At 51.9% G+C, this 14,921-nt stretch carries 15 protein-coding genes; 7 read left to right on the forward strand and 8 right to left on the reverse strand.

Annotated elements, in window-relative coordinates; translation table 11 throughout:
* The first annotated feature begins 218 nt into the window (after positions 1 to 218).
* The gene (locus AAZT04_RS10720) at positions 219 to 395 is read left to right on the forward strand and encodes a YciY family protein (RefSeq protein ID WP_071827036.1); all 177 of its coding nucleotides are present in this window, start codon (positions 219 to 221) and stop codon (positions 393 to 395) included.
* A 48-nt stretch (positions 396 to 443) separates the two neighbouring features.
* Here AAZT04_RS10720 and AAZT04_RS10725 read toward each other — a convergent pair whose 3' ends face one another.
* Together AAZT04_RS10725 and AAZT04_RS10730 are read right to left on the reverse strand one after the other, a co-directional pair.
* On the reverse strand, positions 444 to 935 hold the full coding sequence (locus AAZT04_RS10725; RefSeq protein ID WP_116690344.1) for a Dps family protein: 492 nt from the start codon (positions 933 to 935) through the stop codon (positions 444 to 446).
* Between the two features lie 196 nt (positions 936 to 1,131).
* Entirely contained in the window at positions 1,132 to 2,604 is a 1,473-nt protein-coding gene (locus AAZT04_RS10730) for an MFS transporter (protein WP_197821026.1), read from the reverse strand.
* Between the two features lie 125 nt (positions 2,605 to 2,729).
* On the opposite strand from AAZT04_RS10730, the gene AAZT04_RS10735 reads away from it, so the two are divergent.
* A complete protein-coding gene (locus tag AAZT04_RS10735) occupies positions 2,730 to 3,284 on the forward strand; it encodes a TetR/AcrR family transcriptional regulator (RefSeq protein WP_197821025.1) in 555 nt (184 codons plus the stop codon).
* A gap of 73 nt (positions 3,285 to 3,357) precedes the next feature.
* Here the strand turns inward: AAZT04_RS10735 and AAZT04_RS10740 are convergent, their stop codons facing one another.
* From AAZT04_RS10740 to AAZT04_RS10750, 3 genes are all read right to left on the reverse strand, one after another.
* Positions 3,358 to 3,621, reverse strand: coding sequence for a DUF1471 domain-containing protein (locus AAZT04_RS10740; protein WP_048758642.1), 264 nt, complete (start codon positions 3,619 to 3,621; stop codon positions 3,358 to 3,360).
* Between the two features lie 276 nt (positions 3,622 to 3,897).
* A complete protein-coding gene (locus AAZT04_RS10745; protein ID WP_434679987.1) occupies positions 3,898 to 5,790 on the reverse strand; it encodes a hypothetical protein in 1,893 nt (630 codons plus the stop codon).
* A gap of 220 nt (positions 5,791 to 6,010) precedes the next feature.
* Positions 6,011 to 6,307, reverse strand: coding sequence for a YciI family protein (locus tag AAZT04_RS10750; protein ID WP_020827169.1), 297 nt, complete (start codon positions 6,305 to 6,307; stop codon positions 6,011 to 6,013).
* Between the two features lie 180 nt (positions 6,308 to 6,487).
* Here AAZT04_RS10750 and AAZT04_RS10755 point away from each other — a divergent pair, with 180 nt between their 5' ends.
* From AAZT04_RS10755 to AAZT04_RS10770, 4 genes are all read left to right on the forward strand, one after another.
* On the forward strand, positions 6,488 to 7,141 hold the full coding sequence (locus AAZT04_RS10755; protein WP_020827168.1) for an epoxyqueuosine reductase QueH: 654 nt from the start codon (positions 6,488 to 6,490) through the stop codon (positions 7,139 to 7,141).
* Between the two features lie 238 nt (positions 7,142 to 7,379).
* Positions 7,380 to 8,126 (forward strand): TonB system transport protein TonB, encoded by a 747-nt coding sequence (tonB, locus tag AAZT04_RS10760; protein ID WP_020827167.1) that lies wholly within the window; start codon positions 7,380 to 7,382, stop codon positions 8,124 to 8,126.
* Positions 8,127 to 8,462: 336 nt separating this feature from the next.
* Positions 8,463 to 9,674 carry an MFS transporter TsgA gene (tsgA, locus tag AAZT04_RS10765; RefSeq protein WP_149573162.1) on the forward strand — a complete coding sequence of 404 codons (1,212 nt, stop codon included), beginning with the start codon at positions 8,463 to 8,465 and terminating at the stop codon, positions 9,672 to 9,674.
* Positions 9,671 to 10,639, forward strand: coding sequence for a nucleoside hydrolase (locus AAZT04_RS10770; RefSeq protein WP_129982756.1), 969 nt, complete (start codon positions 9,671 to 9,673; stop codon positions 10,637 to 10,639). The genes tsgA and AAZT04_RS10770 overlap by 4 nt, the downstream gene beginning before the upstream one ends.
* Before the next feature lie 10 nt (positions 10,640 to 10,649).
* On the opposite strand, the gene AAZT04_RS10775 is transcribed toward AAZT04_RS10770, so the two are convergent.
* The 3 genes from AAZT04_RS10775 to AAZT04_RS10785 form a co-directional block, all read right to left on the reverse strand.
* Positions 10,650 to 11,675: a LacI family DNA-binding transcriptional regulator gene (locus AAZT04_RS10775; protein ID WP_434679991.1), complete on the reverse strand. Its 1,026-nt coding sequence runs from the start codon at positions 11,673 to 11,675 to the stop codon at positions 10,650 to 10,652.
* A 248-nt stretch (positions 11,676 to 11,923) separates the two neighbouring features.
* A complete protein-coding gene (yciA, locus tag AAZT04_RS10780; protein ID WP_020827163.1) occupies positions 11,924 to 12,352 on the reverse strand; it encodes an acyl-CoA thioester hydrolase YciA in 429 nt (142 codons plus the stop codon).
* A gap of 75 nt (positions 12,353 to 12,427) precedes the next feature.
* Positions 12,428 to 12,967, reverse strand: coding sequence for a septation protein A (locus tag AAZT04_RS10785; protein WP_020827162.1), 540 nt, complete (start codon positions 12,965 to 12,967; stop codon positions 12,428 to 12,430).
* A gap of 234 nt (positions 12,968 to 13,201) precedes the next feature.
* Here AAZT04_RS10785 and AAZT04_RS10790 point away from each other — a divergent pair, with 234 nt between their 5' ends.
* Positions 13,202 to 14,905: a SulP family inorganic anion transporter gene (locus tag AAZT04_RS10790; RefSeq protein WP_434679995.1), complete on the forward strand. Its 1,704-nt coding sequence runs from the start codon at positions 13,202 to 13,204 to the stop codon at positions 14,903 to 14,905.
* Positions 14,906 to 14,921: the final 16 nt, after the last annotated feature.

The raw sequence follows: 14,921 nt of genomic DNA on the forward strand, positions 1-14,921 counted from the left end.
TGAGTGTACGCACAGAATGGTAAAGGGGAAACCTTTTCTCCGCGCTTATGTTGCAAAAATATGATTGTCTTAAGGCACTTGCTGTAAACGAAAAGGACATTTTGGGCTAACTGCCGCGTTGTCGGGGCAGAGTAAAATACGAAAAACTGTGGCTTGGATCGCACAGCGAAAGGGCTATAATGCCCGCCGTTGGCTTTTGACGAATGAGTAACGAAACGATGAGACGCAGTAGAAACGAAGTGGGCCGCTGGCGGATGTTGCGGCAGAGCCAGCGCCGCAGGCATCGCTGGTTGGAACGCCAGTCATGCAGCAATCGGCATATCATTCGGGTGCGGCGTCGCCTGGACGATCAGCACCGACGTTCGTTGCTGTTTGTGGTGTCATACGAGTGGTAAAACGAAAACAGTCCCTGAGGGGACTGTTTTGTTAGCGGAGACTGGGGGTTATTTACCCAGATAGGCGTTAAGCATCCACACCTGTTTTTCCTGCTCTTTGATGTAGTCGCTCATCAGGGAAGCAGTCCCTTCATCACCGGCATCGGCAGCCAGCGTCAGCAGTTCACGCTGTTGTTGCAGCAGCACCGAATAGCCGTGCAACAAACCGCTTAGCGTGCCTTTATCGTCGGTGACGTTGGTGTCTTCCTTGATGTCGGAAGTTTTCAGGTAATCGCTAAAAGCATGACGCGGTTGTGAACCCAGGGTCAAAATACGCTCTGCCAATTCATCGACTTTGGTCAGCAGGTCGTTATAGGTTTCTTCAAATTTGACGTGCAGCTCGAAGAAGTGCGGGCCTGAAATGTTCCAGTGGTAGCCGCGTACGTTCATATACAGCACCTGATAATTCGCCAGCAGCGCATTCAAGGCTTCCGAGAGTTTTGCCGATTGTTTGCTGTCCAGGCCGATATGGTTTTTTGCTGTTTTCTTCGTCGTTGCCATAATAATCTTCTCCTGATTATTTGATTCGATGATTTACACAATATCCATAACAAACACAGTAACCGGATTTATCGCAGGGTTAAAGACGTTCAAAAGCATCAATGCAATCGTCAAAACCAATATCGATAAATCCGCGAAGCAAATTGCCAAATCAGTTTAAGCAGAATGCGTTAACAACAACAGCAGCTTTCGACCATTACTTGCGCAATGCCATTTTTGCCACGCCGGCGCCCAGTGCCATCAGCGTAGCAGCTGCAATCAGCACGATGATAAATGCGCGGTCGAATGCCAGGCGCGCCAGCTGTTTTAGCTGTTCAGCCTGATCGGCTGCCAGATTGGCGGCCAGCCTCAACGCCTCATCGATGCTGTCGTAGGCGATATCACTTACCGGCAGGCTGTCAGGCAGAGCCAGGCTGTGGCTATAGATGGCGGTCATCAATCCGCCAAGCAAGGTGATGCCCAGAACCCCGCCCAGTTCATAGGAAACGTCTTCGATCGACGCTGCCATACCTGACTTCTCTTCCGGCGCGTTAAGCATGATGGCGGTGGAGGCTGCTGTGATCACGGCGCCAAGACCAAAACCGGCGATGAACAGGCAAATCAGCTGCAACACCAGGCTACTTTGGTAAAGCAGAGCCAGGCCTGCGATACCCAAGCCGGTCAGAGTAAATCCGCCGAGTATCATGCTGCGCTCACCGAAGCGCGGCAGCAGTAAGCCGGTTAACGGGCCTGCCAGCGCTGACGCCAGCGGGATCGGCAGAATAAACAGCGCGGCCTGCAAAGGGCTGAGTTCAAGCACCAGCTGCAGCCGTTGAGTCAGTACCAGCTCTACGCCGACTAACGCAATCATCGACACTAACGCTACCCCGACGCCACCGGCAAACAGCCGATTCTGGAACAACGAGAAGTCGATCATCGGATAGCGTGCCCGCCGTTGGCGGCGAACGAACAGCCAGAGCGAAACAACGCCGATCGTGGCGGCAATCGCCAACGCGGTAAAGGAGGGTGCCGCTTTGCTTAGTTCCTTTAACGCATAGATACAACCAACTAGACCGGCCATGATCTGTACCGAGCCGATGATATCGTAAGGGCTTTTGTTTTCGCCGCCGCAGTGTGGAATCAAACGCCATGCAAACGGCAGTACTGCCAACACCACAGGGACGTTGATCAAAAACACCGAGCCCCACCAGAAATATTCCAGCAGCACGCCGCCAACCACCGGTCCAATAGCCGCCCCGCCAGAGGCCACCGCTGCCCAGATGCCTATGGCCAAGGCGCGTTCACGCTCATCAGTAAAGACATGACGGACAATGGAAAGGGTAGCCGGCATCATCATCGCGGCACCTACCGCAAGGAATACCCGGGCAGCGATCAGCCATTCGGCCGACGGGGAAAAGGCCGCGCAAAGCGAGGCGACGGCAAACACCGGCAACCCGGCTATAAACAATCGCTTATGACCAATACGATCGCTCAACATGCCTGCACCAGGCAGTAAACCCGCTACCACCAGTGGATAGGCATTTACGATCCATAATTTTTGCGAAGCGCTGGCATCCAGCGCCAGGGTCAGCCGTGGCAAAGCGGTGTAAAGTACCGTCATGTCGATAATAATCAAAAATAGCGCGCTGGAAATCATTGCCAGGATCAACCAGCGGTTGTTTACGTGCATAATATTATTCCAAAAAAACAAGCTACGCGGGGGCGTAGCTATAAGATCGTCACCACTCAGGATTGCCGGGTGGTATACTGGCGTAATATATATCCATACGTATGTATTGAAAAGGGGGTTTCTCAATGGGACGTCAACGCAGCATCGATCGTGACAAGGTTCTGGACGTGGCGGAAGAGATTGTCGCCACGCAGGGTGCCGCCGGGCTGACCATTGATTCTGTTGCCAGAGCGATGGGGATTTCAAAAGGTGGCGTGCAATATTGCTTCGGCAGCAAAGACGCGATGATCGATGCGATGTTCGATCGCTGGGGTAAGGCCTATGAACGAGTATTCGATGAGATTGCCGGCGAAAACCCCACGGCCACGACGAGTGTGCAAGCGCATCTGCAGGCGACCCGAAGCTCCGATCAGGCCTCCAGCGCCAAGGCTGCCGGGCTGATGGCGACCCTGATCCAAACGCCGGAGCATCTGGACAGCACGCGTGAATGGTACCGCAGCCGGATTGCCGGACTGGATTTAGCCACTGAGGAAGGCAAGCGTGCGCGGCTGGCGTTTTTGGCCACCGAAGGAGCATTTATGCTGCGCTACTTTGGCTTGATGGAGATTGATCCGGCGGAGTGGGATGCCATGTTTGCGGATATGCAGACATTGATTTTGCAAAATGTGCAGAGTCGCTGAAGATTATTAGTGGATCAGGATTAACGCGGCCCGAGTCACCGCCGCGTTAATACGCCATTTGAGTCTTCAGGCGTTATTTGTAGGCCACGGCATTGATGGTTTCGAAGGAGGTTTTCCCTTCGCGACCGATAATCACATAGTATTTCCCGCCTTTTTCATCGACCGCTTTAGACAATCTTGCGTGATCGATGCCCACGGTATCATCACCATCTTGTGAGATGGTCACCGGACCAATTTCGGTGTGTTTTGCGGCTTCTTCCTTGGTGATTTCAATGGCGGCCATGGAAGAGAAGGAGGCGAATGCCAGTACAGCCAACAGATATTTAGTTGCTTTCATCACTATTCCTATTACGTAGAGAACGAATGGATAAGTTCGAACATGACTACGGCTTAAGTGTAGGTCGCAGCTGTAGGTTTTCCATGCAGTGGTAAAAATAAGCGGTACAGGCGGTGCCTATCGCACCGATAGATGGCGAATTCAGCGGGGAAGGGAGTATGTTTATCGAACAAGATATTCCCTCGAAGAACCCTTTAGCCAGCCACTCCGTGCTGGCTTTTTTTTGTCCGCAACGAAAAGCCGCGATCCTCCGCGGCTGTTGTCGGTGTTAAGTTTTTATACCTGACGCATATAAACATCGGTAATACGCAGGTCGAAGTTACTTTTCATTTTTGACACATCAATCAGTAGAAAAGCATGAGTTGCCCAGTCAGGAGCGCGTTCAAAGTTGGGCGGCTGAGTGGTGTAACCTTGCATTTGGCCAGGTATAGTCACGGTTTTCAGTTCAGATTCAACGCCACTGAAATTAAAGGTGTACGAGTGACCTGTCTGCTGCAGCAGTATTTGGGGCTCTCTATCTTGCTGTGCACCAAATTCGTTCAGTTTTGCCCATACAATTTTTACCTGGCAGCTTTGTCCATCACCAGCGAAAGTATTGGCGCGAAGATGATGAATGACGCTGCCGTAGCCTTTTAGCTTTATTGTCCCTAACACGGCTTGAAACACGCCGCTGCCTGCGGAGACGTTACGCCCCAGTGAGACAAAGTCGGGCTGCCGGATGAGGCTAAAATTGGTGCTGTTTGCGGTTCCCCAGCCGTAACGAGATTTGCGCACGCTGTTAATCCCTCCTGGCGGAAGAACCCAAACCTCCTCGGTCCATTTCTCATTGCCAGTGCCACTGGTATAGGTTGTGCTGTCGAGCCAGTTGTCCTGAATACCGCTATCGGTACGAACCTGTGTCAGCAAATAGGGCCAGGCAATAGGCAATTGAGTATCATGTAATGATGCCGAGCCGCCGCCATCAATCCAACCGCTGACGTTCGCATCCCCACCCTGCTGCATCTGTCCAATATTGACCTTCTCAAACACGACACGGGCCAGGTTGCCAAAATAAAATGGATTACTCGTGGTGGGATAGGTAGATGGGCTACCTCCTGCTTTAAAGGTGAACAGACCGCCAATAAAGTTAACCTTGCAGCTTTTATTATCCGGAATGTTGACGATGTAATTCTGTGGGCCATAGCCTTCAACGTGGCAATCGCGGAAAATGTGCTGTCCGCCTTCAATATGAATATATTTCCCCAGGCTGTCCGTCGATGTCTGCTGCCCATTTTTTCCGTAGATATAATCAAAGGAACAGTTGAAGAAATAGCTATACCCTCCCTGAAGATTCACGCCGCAGTTACTTTGCGCGAAGACACAGCTGTGAAAGTTCATCTCTTCACCGGAGTCTGTAGTGTTGTTTGGGAAGAAGTAACAGATGTCACAATGATTGAAGGTAAAAGCATACATGCGTAGGAAATAGAAATTAGTGGTGCCTGTCAGGCCATGGGCGAACCCCTCAAGACCACCACCGGTGAACGTTAGAGAATTACGTGGGTAACTTTTCGAAAGCGAAGTGGAAAATGTCATCCCATCGACAAAAGTGTCAGCCCCAGGACCCAGCATACGCAGATTTTTAACACTAAGATTGCCTTGAGCATAGCCGGCATCATTTTGCCATCCGATGGCGGTATTACGCTTATCTTGGCTGCCGCGAGCCATATCCGAGAAATCCAGCAATGCGCCGGAAAAATCATAATCGACGGTTTTGGTGTCAAAGATCAGTTTCTTTGTACACTTGAAACGGCCATTGCCAAAAATTAGGTTGCCGTTTTTCAACACGCGGGAGCCACTGGCACTGGCCAACGAACTGGCATAGTCATGCGCTTTTTGGATCGCATCCGTATCGTCAGCAAGACCATCGCCTTTAGCACCGTACAGATAAGGTGAAACTGTACCTGCCACCTCCAATATACGCAGCCAAACCCACGACGAGTTAGGGCGAATAAACATGCCACCGTCGTCTGCCGGTGTCGATTGTGCTTTAGCGACAAAGATGCCACCGCCTGCAGGTTGGCCGTTACTGCTGCTCCAGCTTGAATCATAGGCGGTTACTGCGATCAGCTCACCGGCAAGGGTAGGTACGGTGCTTCTCAATGTGGCAATATCAGGGCAGGTGTTCATCATTTGATCCTCATAGGGAAAATTGGAGTTACTGTATTTATATACAGCACTCAGAGTCTATGAGCGCATCGCATCATGCACAATAGCGTGAAAGGTGAAGGTCGTTGTGCCAGTCAAGGCTAAACCAAGAAGGAGATATATACGTAAGGCCAATCGTCGGCGTAGCCGGCCATGCTTTGTGGTCACAACCCACTGAGCGGGAGTTCAGTGGGTTGTCTTCGCGCTAAAACACCTGTTTGAACGGTTTGACCGTTACGTCACCATAAACGCCAGCGGCGACGTAGGGATCTTGTTCAGCCCAGGCTTGTGCGTCTGCCAGCGAGGCGAACTCCGCAATAACGGTGGAGCCGCTGAAACCTGCGCTACCCGGATCGTTACTGTCGATGGCGGGGTTGGGGCCGGCAACCACCAAACGGCCCGCATCACGCAGTGCCTGCAGGCGCGCCAGGTGCGCGGGGCGTACCGACAGGCGGTTTTCCAAGGAGTTGGGGACGTCTTGCGCGTAGATCAGATAAAGCATGTTTCACCTTTAAAATCATTGCTATAGAACGGTAAATTTAAAGTAGCGCAAAAGACGAGACAAGGGAATGCCCGCCCGCTGGAATTTAGCCATGGCTGGCGCTTATGCCTTGAAGCCGCTAGTGTTTATTCGTATAGTGCGGCCGCGCGATTCATCGGACAAGGTTTGTGAGGTAGAGAAATGACGGAACTGGTTAGAGAGAAACTCAACTTGCCTGAGGGCAAAAGCAAGCTGCTGCTGCACTCCTGCTGTGCTCCCTGTTCCGGTGAGGTGATGGAAGCCATTCAGGCCTCCGGCATCGAGTACGCCATTTTCTTCTATAACCCGAACATCCATCCGCAAAAGGAATACCTGCTGCGTAAAGACGAGAACATCCGTTTTGCCGAGCAGCATGGTGTACCCATTATTGACGCCGATTACGATACCGATAACTGGTTTGCTCGCGCCAAAGGGATGGAGCATGAACCCGAGCGCGGCATCCGTTGCACCATGTGCTTCGACATGCGTTTCGAACGTACCGCGCTGTATGCGCACGAAAATGGCTACGATACCATTTCCAGTTCGCTGGGCATCTCCCGCTGGAAGAACATGCAGCAAATCACCGACTGCGGCGTGCGTGCGGCAGAAAAGTACCCGGATCTTGAGTACTGGGATTACAACTGGCGTAAAAAAGGCGGTGCTTCGCGGATGATCGACATCAGCAAGCGCGAGCGCTTCTATCAACAGGAGTATTGCGGTTGCGTTTATTCACTTCGTGACACCAACCTGCACCGCAAAGCACAGGGCCGGCCGTTGATCAAACTGGGCGTGCTGTATTACGGCGATGAAGAATAACGCCACATTGATAACGAATAACCCGCTACGGCGGGTTTTTTGCTTCTTGGCGGCGGTAAATCAGGTTAATGAAGCGTGTAAAAGCCTCGGTGAAAAGGCAAATGAAAGGTTAATATCCCCATGAGTTTGCAGGTTTTAGCGATGAATAACGACGATTAGAGCGATAGTTTGCCATTCGTTATTGAATATGATTGCTATTTGCATTTAAACTTGGCGAACCAGAGGAAACAGAATCATTATGCCGCTAAAAAAGATGTTCCTTAATCGCCGTTTGTCCGTGCCGATTGTCCTGTCCGTTGGCTTACATAGCGCCCTGGTGGCGGGTCTGCTCTATGCTTCTGTCAAAGAAGTGATGGAGTTGCCGAAACCTGAAGATGCGCCAATCAGCGTCATGATGGTCAATACCGCCGCGATGGCGGAGCCGCCACCTCCTGCGCCGGCCGAGCCGGAGCCAGAACCGCAGGTGGAGCCTGAACCCGAGCCGGAACCAGAACCGATCCCGGAGCCGCCGCCGAAGGCGATATTGAAGCCTGAGCCGGTAAAACCCAAACCGAAGCCAAAACCTAAGCCGAAGGTCGAAAAAACGGTCAAGCGTGAACCGCAGAAAACTGAGCCGCGTGAGCCTTCGCCGTTTGAAAATAACCAGCCGGCCAAGCCTATCGACAAAGCGCCAGTTAAGCAGGCACCGTCAGCCCCGGTGGCGGGTAATTCGCGTGATGTGGCACCGAGGGCGCTCAGCCGTGTCGATCCGATTTATCCGCCGCGTGCCAGAGCATTGCAGATTGAAGGCAATGTACGGGTACAGTTCGATATCGACAGCGACGGCCGGGTGAGCAACGTGCGTATTCTGTCTGCGGAACCGCGCAATATGTTCGAGCGTGAAGTGAAGCAGGCAATGCGTAAGTGGCGTTATGAAGCCAAAGAAGCGAAAGATCGTACCGTGAATATTCGCTTTAAAATTAACGGCACCACGGAAATGAACTGACCGACAGGTTAGGGTTAATTAAAGACAAGGGTCGCTTCGGCGGCCCTTTTTGCTGCCTGAAATTCGCTATGCGTTGCCTTAATCCTGCAATTCGCCTTATTAAAACTAAAAGGTGTAACGATAAACTTTTATAAGTCCTGCTAGAGAAAACCTGCCTCACTGCGCCTGACTGTAAAATAGGCATCTAAACCTGATTTATTGAACAAAAGCCGATCGCTCTCTCACTTCACGCAACATTAACGCTCATTTAACTTAATTGTGAACCCGATCACTTCAACTTCTCGGCACATAAAACAAAATGAAATGGTGTAACGTTAAACCTTTTCGGGGAAAACTATGAGTTCTTACCAAGCCAGCTTACTGTCTGTCTCATTTATGACCTATATGGTGATGGCGGGTCTCCTCACTCAGATAGGCATTGTTATTAAACCGATGTCTGTTTATCTGGGTATGGGCATCACGGACGCCGCGGCGATGTTTTCTTACCTGACCGGTGGCACGCTTTTGGGAACGTTCATCTCGATGGCGGTGTATTCCCGATTTGAGATCCGTCACATCCTGCGCGTCACCTATGCCATTTTCCTGGTTGTTCTGGCCGCATTGGTGTTTCTGGATGTCAGAAATCCGTTTGTTGTTTCGTTCTATCTTTTTGTTTTGGGCACCTGTTGCGGCACCGGTTTGTCGGGCGGCGCAGTGCTTATCTCCAAAGTTTTCAACGAAAACAAACGTGCTTCTGCCTTTATCGCCACTGATTGTGCCTTTAGCGCTTCCGGTTTTATCTTTCCCTCGATGGCGACAATGATCATTGCGGCCAATATGCAATGGACTACCGCCTACGGACTGGCGGGCGTGATTGCCGCACTGGTGTTTATCAGCACCTTTATATTGAAATATCCGAAAGGGGATTTGGCCGAAGCCGATAAAGCAAACACCCCAGGCGCCAGGTTTAACTGGAAAGAGGTGATGACCCCCAGAGTGGTTTTAATGGGGTTTGCGCTCGGTGTTTACCTGTTTGCTCAGAGTACTTTCCTGACCTGGTCGCCCAGTTACTTGCAGCAGACGTTTGGTTTATCCGCGGTGGAATCGGGTGCGGCAGTGGGCAACTATTGGGGGCCATCCGTGTTTGGTTTGATCACCGCGGCCGTCTTGGTTAACAGGATCCCGGCGCGAAAAATGCTGGTGGCAGTCTCTATCATCGCCATTGTGCTGACCTTTTACTTAAGCATGACCCCCAATCCGAAAGTTTTCCTGAGCCTCACACTCGGCTTCGGTTTCCTGACCTCGTGCGTCTATAAACTAGGCATTTCCGTTGGCTCTCAACAGGTGAAAAATTCTCCGGCCGTGCTGGTTACCTTTTTACTGACGTGCGGAACCGTGGGCAGCACGATTTCTCCGGCTTTGTCTGCCGCCATCGTTGATCGGTTCGGGGTGGCCAGCGCGATGGTCATGACCGTCCTAGGCTTTACCGCCGTCTGTATCGCCATTGTTGCCTGTCTGATACTCGAGAAGATTGAAAACACCAAATCCACAAAGGAAATATATTCATGAAGAGAAAAGTCATTTTTGATACGGATCCCGGTATTGACGACAGCATGGCGATGCTGCTGGCACATGCCAGTTCAGAGATAGAGCTGATGGGGATTACCACCGTTTTTGGCAATGCGACTATCGAGAATGCCACCAGAAATGCGCTGTATCTAAAGCAGCGGTTTGGTCTGACTGCAGATGTTGCGATGGGTGCAGATACTCCGCTGGTCGTCGCGGCGGGTGAGCCAACCACTTTTGTCCATGGGTTAAATGGATTGGGGGATATAGATATTCCTGCGGGGGAGTATCACGGCATCGATAAGCGAGCGGCTCATGACTACATTATCGATAGCGTAAAAGCCCATCCGGGCGAGATTACCTTAATCGCCGTCGGCAGGTTAACCAATCTGGCTTTGGCGGTTGAAAAGGATCCCAGCATTGCCGGCCTGGTCAAAGAGGTGATTGTGATGGGCGGAGCATTTGGCCATAACGGCCATACGGGTAATGTGACTCCCTTCGCGGAAGCCAACATCATCGGCGACCCGCATGCGGCCGACAGGGTGATGACCACTGACTGGCCGGTGACTGTCGTTGGGCTGGACGTTACTCAGCAAACGGTAATGACTGGCGAATATATTGATCGACTACGTCTGGATTCAGCCCGATACGGTGAGTTCATTTATCGCATAACGCGCTTTTATGCGGACTTTCATCAACGGGAAGTGGGTATGGAAGGGTTTTATGTGCACGACTCTTCGGCCATTGCCTATGCGATTGCCCCTGAGCTGTTCGACGTCAAAGTCGGCGCTATACGGGTGATTACTGAAGGGCCGGCCATCGGGCATACCCTGCTTAAAGAGGGGGGGAAACGTTACCCGATTGATGAGTGGAGCGGGAAACCGAAGCAACGTGTTTGCGTTCAGGTTGATCACCAGGGGGTGCTTGACCTCTATATGGCGACCATGGTGGAGAAGGCGACGGTTTAGTTTCTGAACGTCATTTTCCGAAATCGACGGGTTCACTGACCGATCCCCGGACGACCAGACTAGGTGTTATTGATATTATGGCTTTACTCCCTGAATGAGACATTTTCATGGTCAGGCCTTCCAGGGCTTGGTAAGCAATGTCGTCCAAAGGAATTCTAACCGTGGAGAGTGACGGGAAAGACAATTTGGACATTTCTATATCATCGTAACCCATGACTGAAAGCTCCCTGGGGATCTTCAAGCCCAGTTCATTCGCCGCATTCTGTACGCCAATGGCCATTAAATCGTTATGACAGATAATGGCCGTTGGTAACGCTGCGGAGGAGAAAAGTTGATACATGGCGTCAACGCCGCTCTGATAGGTGTAGTTTCCTTCGATATAGTCGACGGAGTCTTCAGGCAGGTTAAATTCCCCCAGTGCTTTTTTCAGACCCGCGATACGGTTTGTTGTGGTCTTTAACGCTTTGGGCCCGGTCACACAGGCAATTTTTTTGTGCCCTTTGGACAGCAAGAACCGTCCTGCTATATAGCCGCCAGTCTCGTTATGTAAATTGAACTCTGTCCCCCCGCACAAACTCATCACATCACCGATATCGAAAGCGATAGCCACCACCGGCACCGCATGGATCTGTTTGATTACGGTATCAATTTTGTCGCGCTTCAACGATATGAGGATGATGCCGTCCACGCGGCCCGACATTAAATTAATGTAGGTATGCAAATCCTCTTTATCGGCATGGCGGAAGCAGGAGATAACGGTAAAGTCCTGCTTGAAGCATTCATTTTCCAGCTTGAAAAACAGCTCGGAGAAAAAGGGGTTTTGGTCGACGATCGAAATGATGCCAATGCTTTTTAAACTGGCAGAGTTTTTCTTGAGTGAGGCGGCCAAGGCATTGTGTCGGTAGCCGGTAGCCTGAATGGCTTCCAGAATGCTCTGCCGGGTATCATCTTTTAGCTTTTTTTTATTATTAATAAAGTTAGATACGGTTGTTACAGAGACACCGGCATGGCGTGCAACGTCTTTAAGGGTAGCCATTCTCTACTTATAACCTCAGTTTTATGCCACAAGATGAATTGATAGGCGGAGCACTGACCAAGATAGCGATAGGCCGACTCTGGCGTCCCACGTCGTGAGGGTACCCGGTTGATTATACACAAGCAAAATCAAGATACAGGCCTTTAACCGCCAAAAGGCGTTATTGAAACGCGTTGATTAATCAGCAGCAATAAAAAAGCCCGATGGGATGCATCGGGCTGATTGAAAACGAATTTTGTCGCTACGGCTTATTCATCGAAACCTACACGGAAATTCATTTTTCCGTCGGGCAGGGCCCGTGAATTGCCCTCATCGTCCACCGCGACATAGGTAAATACTGCCTCGGTTGCGCGATAACGCTGGCCTATCGGGGCGGAGGACACTTTTTTGACCCACACTTCGATATTGATGGTGATAGAACTGCGCCCGGTACGGATACAGTGCGCATAGCAACATACCACATCACCCACGGCGACAGGTTTCAGGAAGGTCATACCATCGACGCGTACTGTTACTACGCGTCCCTCGGCAATTTCTTTTGCCTGAATAGCGCCGCCGATGTCCATCTGCGACATCAGCCAGCCGCCAAAAATATCACCGTTGGCATTGGTATCTGCCGGCATCGCCAGCGTGCGCAGTACCATTTCGCCACTGGGTAAAGGTCGTTGTTGAGTCATAGCTGTCTGCTTATCAAAGAAGGGATTTCACTATACTGCCCGTAGCAAGGACTACGGGCATTAACAATTTTGTAACTATTTTTTCTGTTCTTCCGGCATGTGCCGATAAATATAAATACCGCTTAGCAGGGTAAATACCAGCGTCAGCGCGGTCAGGCCGAACACCTTAAAATTGACCCAAACGCTTTGAGGCAGCCAGAAAGCGACGTAGATGTTCGCCAGGCCGCAGACCAGGAAGAACACCGCCCAGGCCAGATTGAGGTTGTTCCAGACTTTATCCGGCAGCGTCAGCTCTTTCCCCAGCATGCGCTGCACCAACGGCTTCTTGAGCACCAGTTGGCTGATCAGTAGTGCCAGCGCGAACAGCGTGTAGATGATGGTCACTTTCCATTTGATAAACAAATCATTATGGAACACCAACGTCAGGGTGCCGAACACCAGCACCATCAGGAAGGTGATCAGCGTCATCTTCTCGATTTTGCGGTACTTGAACCAGGTGAACACCAGTGCCAGGGCGGTGGCGACAATCAGCGCGCCAGAGGCCACGTAAATATCGTAGAGCTTATAAAAGGCGAAAAAGACAATTAGCGGGAGGAAATCAAGAAACTGCTTCATAAATCAATCCATCATCTGTTCATCGGCCGACTATACCGGATTTGGCGGGTTCTGTGTACCGCTGGGAAGCGCTGATTATCGGCGTTTGGCCAACGGATTTCCGCCATGAAAGCAGGAATTTGCATAAACTTACGATTGAAGTCGCGAGTTCGCGGCGTGTGGATTGCCAGCGCGGCATTGGCATCGCATGATACGCCCAATAATAGCCGGATAATTTATAACGGAAAACAGGTTATGCAGTGGAAATCTCTCCAGGCGCTAACGCCCGGTTTGACGCATTTATTAGGGTATCAACGCAGTTGGCTTAAAACGGACATTCGTGCCGGCCTTTCCGTTGCCGCCGTTGCCTTGCCGGTGGCAATTGCCTATGCCGAATTGGCCGGGGTTAGTCCGGTGGTGGGGCTTTATTCCTGTATTTTCCCGATGGTTGCCTATGCCTTCTTCGGTTCCTCACGCCAGCTCATTATCGGGCCGGATGCTGCAACCTGTGCGGTCATTGCCGCGGTGGTGACGCCGCTGGCGGCGGGCAACATGGAACGTCACTGGCAGCTTACCATCATGATGACGGCGATGATGGGCGCCTGGTGTCTGTTAGCCAGCCGTTTCAAGCTGGGCGCGCTTGCTGACTTGCTCTCCAGACCGATACTCAGCGGGCTGCTCAACGGGGTGGCTATTACCATCATGGTCGATCAGATTGGCAAGGTACTGGGTTTCGGCGTGCATCCGGCGCAGTTGATCGAACGAATCTACGCTTTACCGGGCAATCTGATGCACAGCGATGTATTGACCATGGCGGTTTCGCTGCTGACCCTGGTTACGCTGATCGGGTTCAAAAAATGGCGGCCTAACTGGCCAGCTCCGCTGTTTGCCATCGTTTTGGCGGCCTTTGTTACCTGGGCCGGTGGGCTGCAGCAGCACGGCGTAGTGACGGTAGGCGGTTTTAGCGACGTATTGCCGATCGTGCAGTGGCCGGATTTTCAGCCAGGCTTGCTGCGCGATATGGTGATCCCGGCGCTTAACCTGGCGGTCGTGAGCTTCGTCAGCATGATGCTGACCGCCCGCAGCTTTGCGGCCAAGAACGGCTATGAGGTCAATGCGGACGCGGAGTTTCGCGCACTGGGGCTGGTGAACATCGTCTCGGCGTTATCGCAGGGTTTCGCCATCAGCGGGGCGGATTCGCGCACGGCTGTCAATGACGCCAACGGTGGCAAGAGCCAACTGGTGTCGATCATTGCGGCAGGGGTGATTGCCTTCGTGTTGCTGTTTCTGATGGCTCCGCTGCAGTTTATTCCGGTGGCAGGACTGGGGGTGGTACTGATGTATGCCGCCTGGTCGCTGTTGGATATTCGCGGTATCTGGATTATGCGGCGCCGCAATGCGCAGGCCTTCAGGTTGGCGATGTTTACCTTCCTTTGTGTACTGCTGGTGGGGGTAATCAGCGGTATTGGCCTGGCGGTATTACTGGGGTTGATGCAGTTCTTGCGCACGGTATTCCGCCCGACGGAGCAGCTGTTGGGCGTCAATGACGAAGGCATGATCCACTCGATGGGCAACAATAACGGCATTAAGCCGGTGCCTGGGGTGATGATGTATCGCTTCAACTCGCCGTTGACCTATTTCAACGTGGCGTATTTCAAACGACGGATCCTGAACCTGGTGGATAGCACGCCGTTTCAACCGCGTTGGGTGGTGGTGGACGCCGTGGCCAGCTTTACCCATGCCGATATCAGCGTGCTGGCGGCAATTGATGAGTTGAAACGTGATTTGTTACAGCGTAACGTTAAATTGGTGTTGGCAGGGCGACGCACCGAATTGACGCGCTGGTTCCGCATCAACCGGGTAGGACGCGATCGGGAATTAATACTGGTACCGGATTTGTACCTGGCACTGAAGCTGATTCAAAGCAAGGAGCAGGCGGAACCAGCCGCGGCCCCATAAACAAAAAGGCACGCAG

This window comes from Serratia sp. Je.1.23.a (genome assembly GCF_051129805.1).
GTDB lineage: Bacteria > Pseudomonadota > Gammaproteobacteria > Enterobacterales > Enterobacteriaceae > Serratia > Serratia liquefaciens.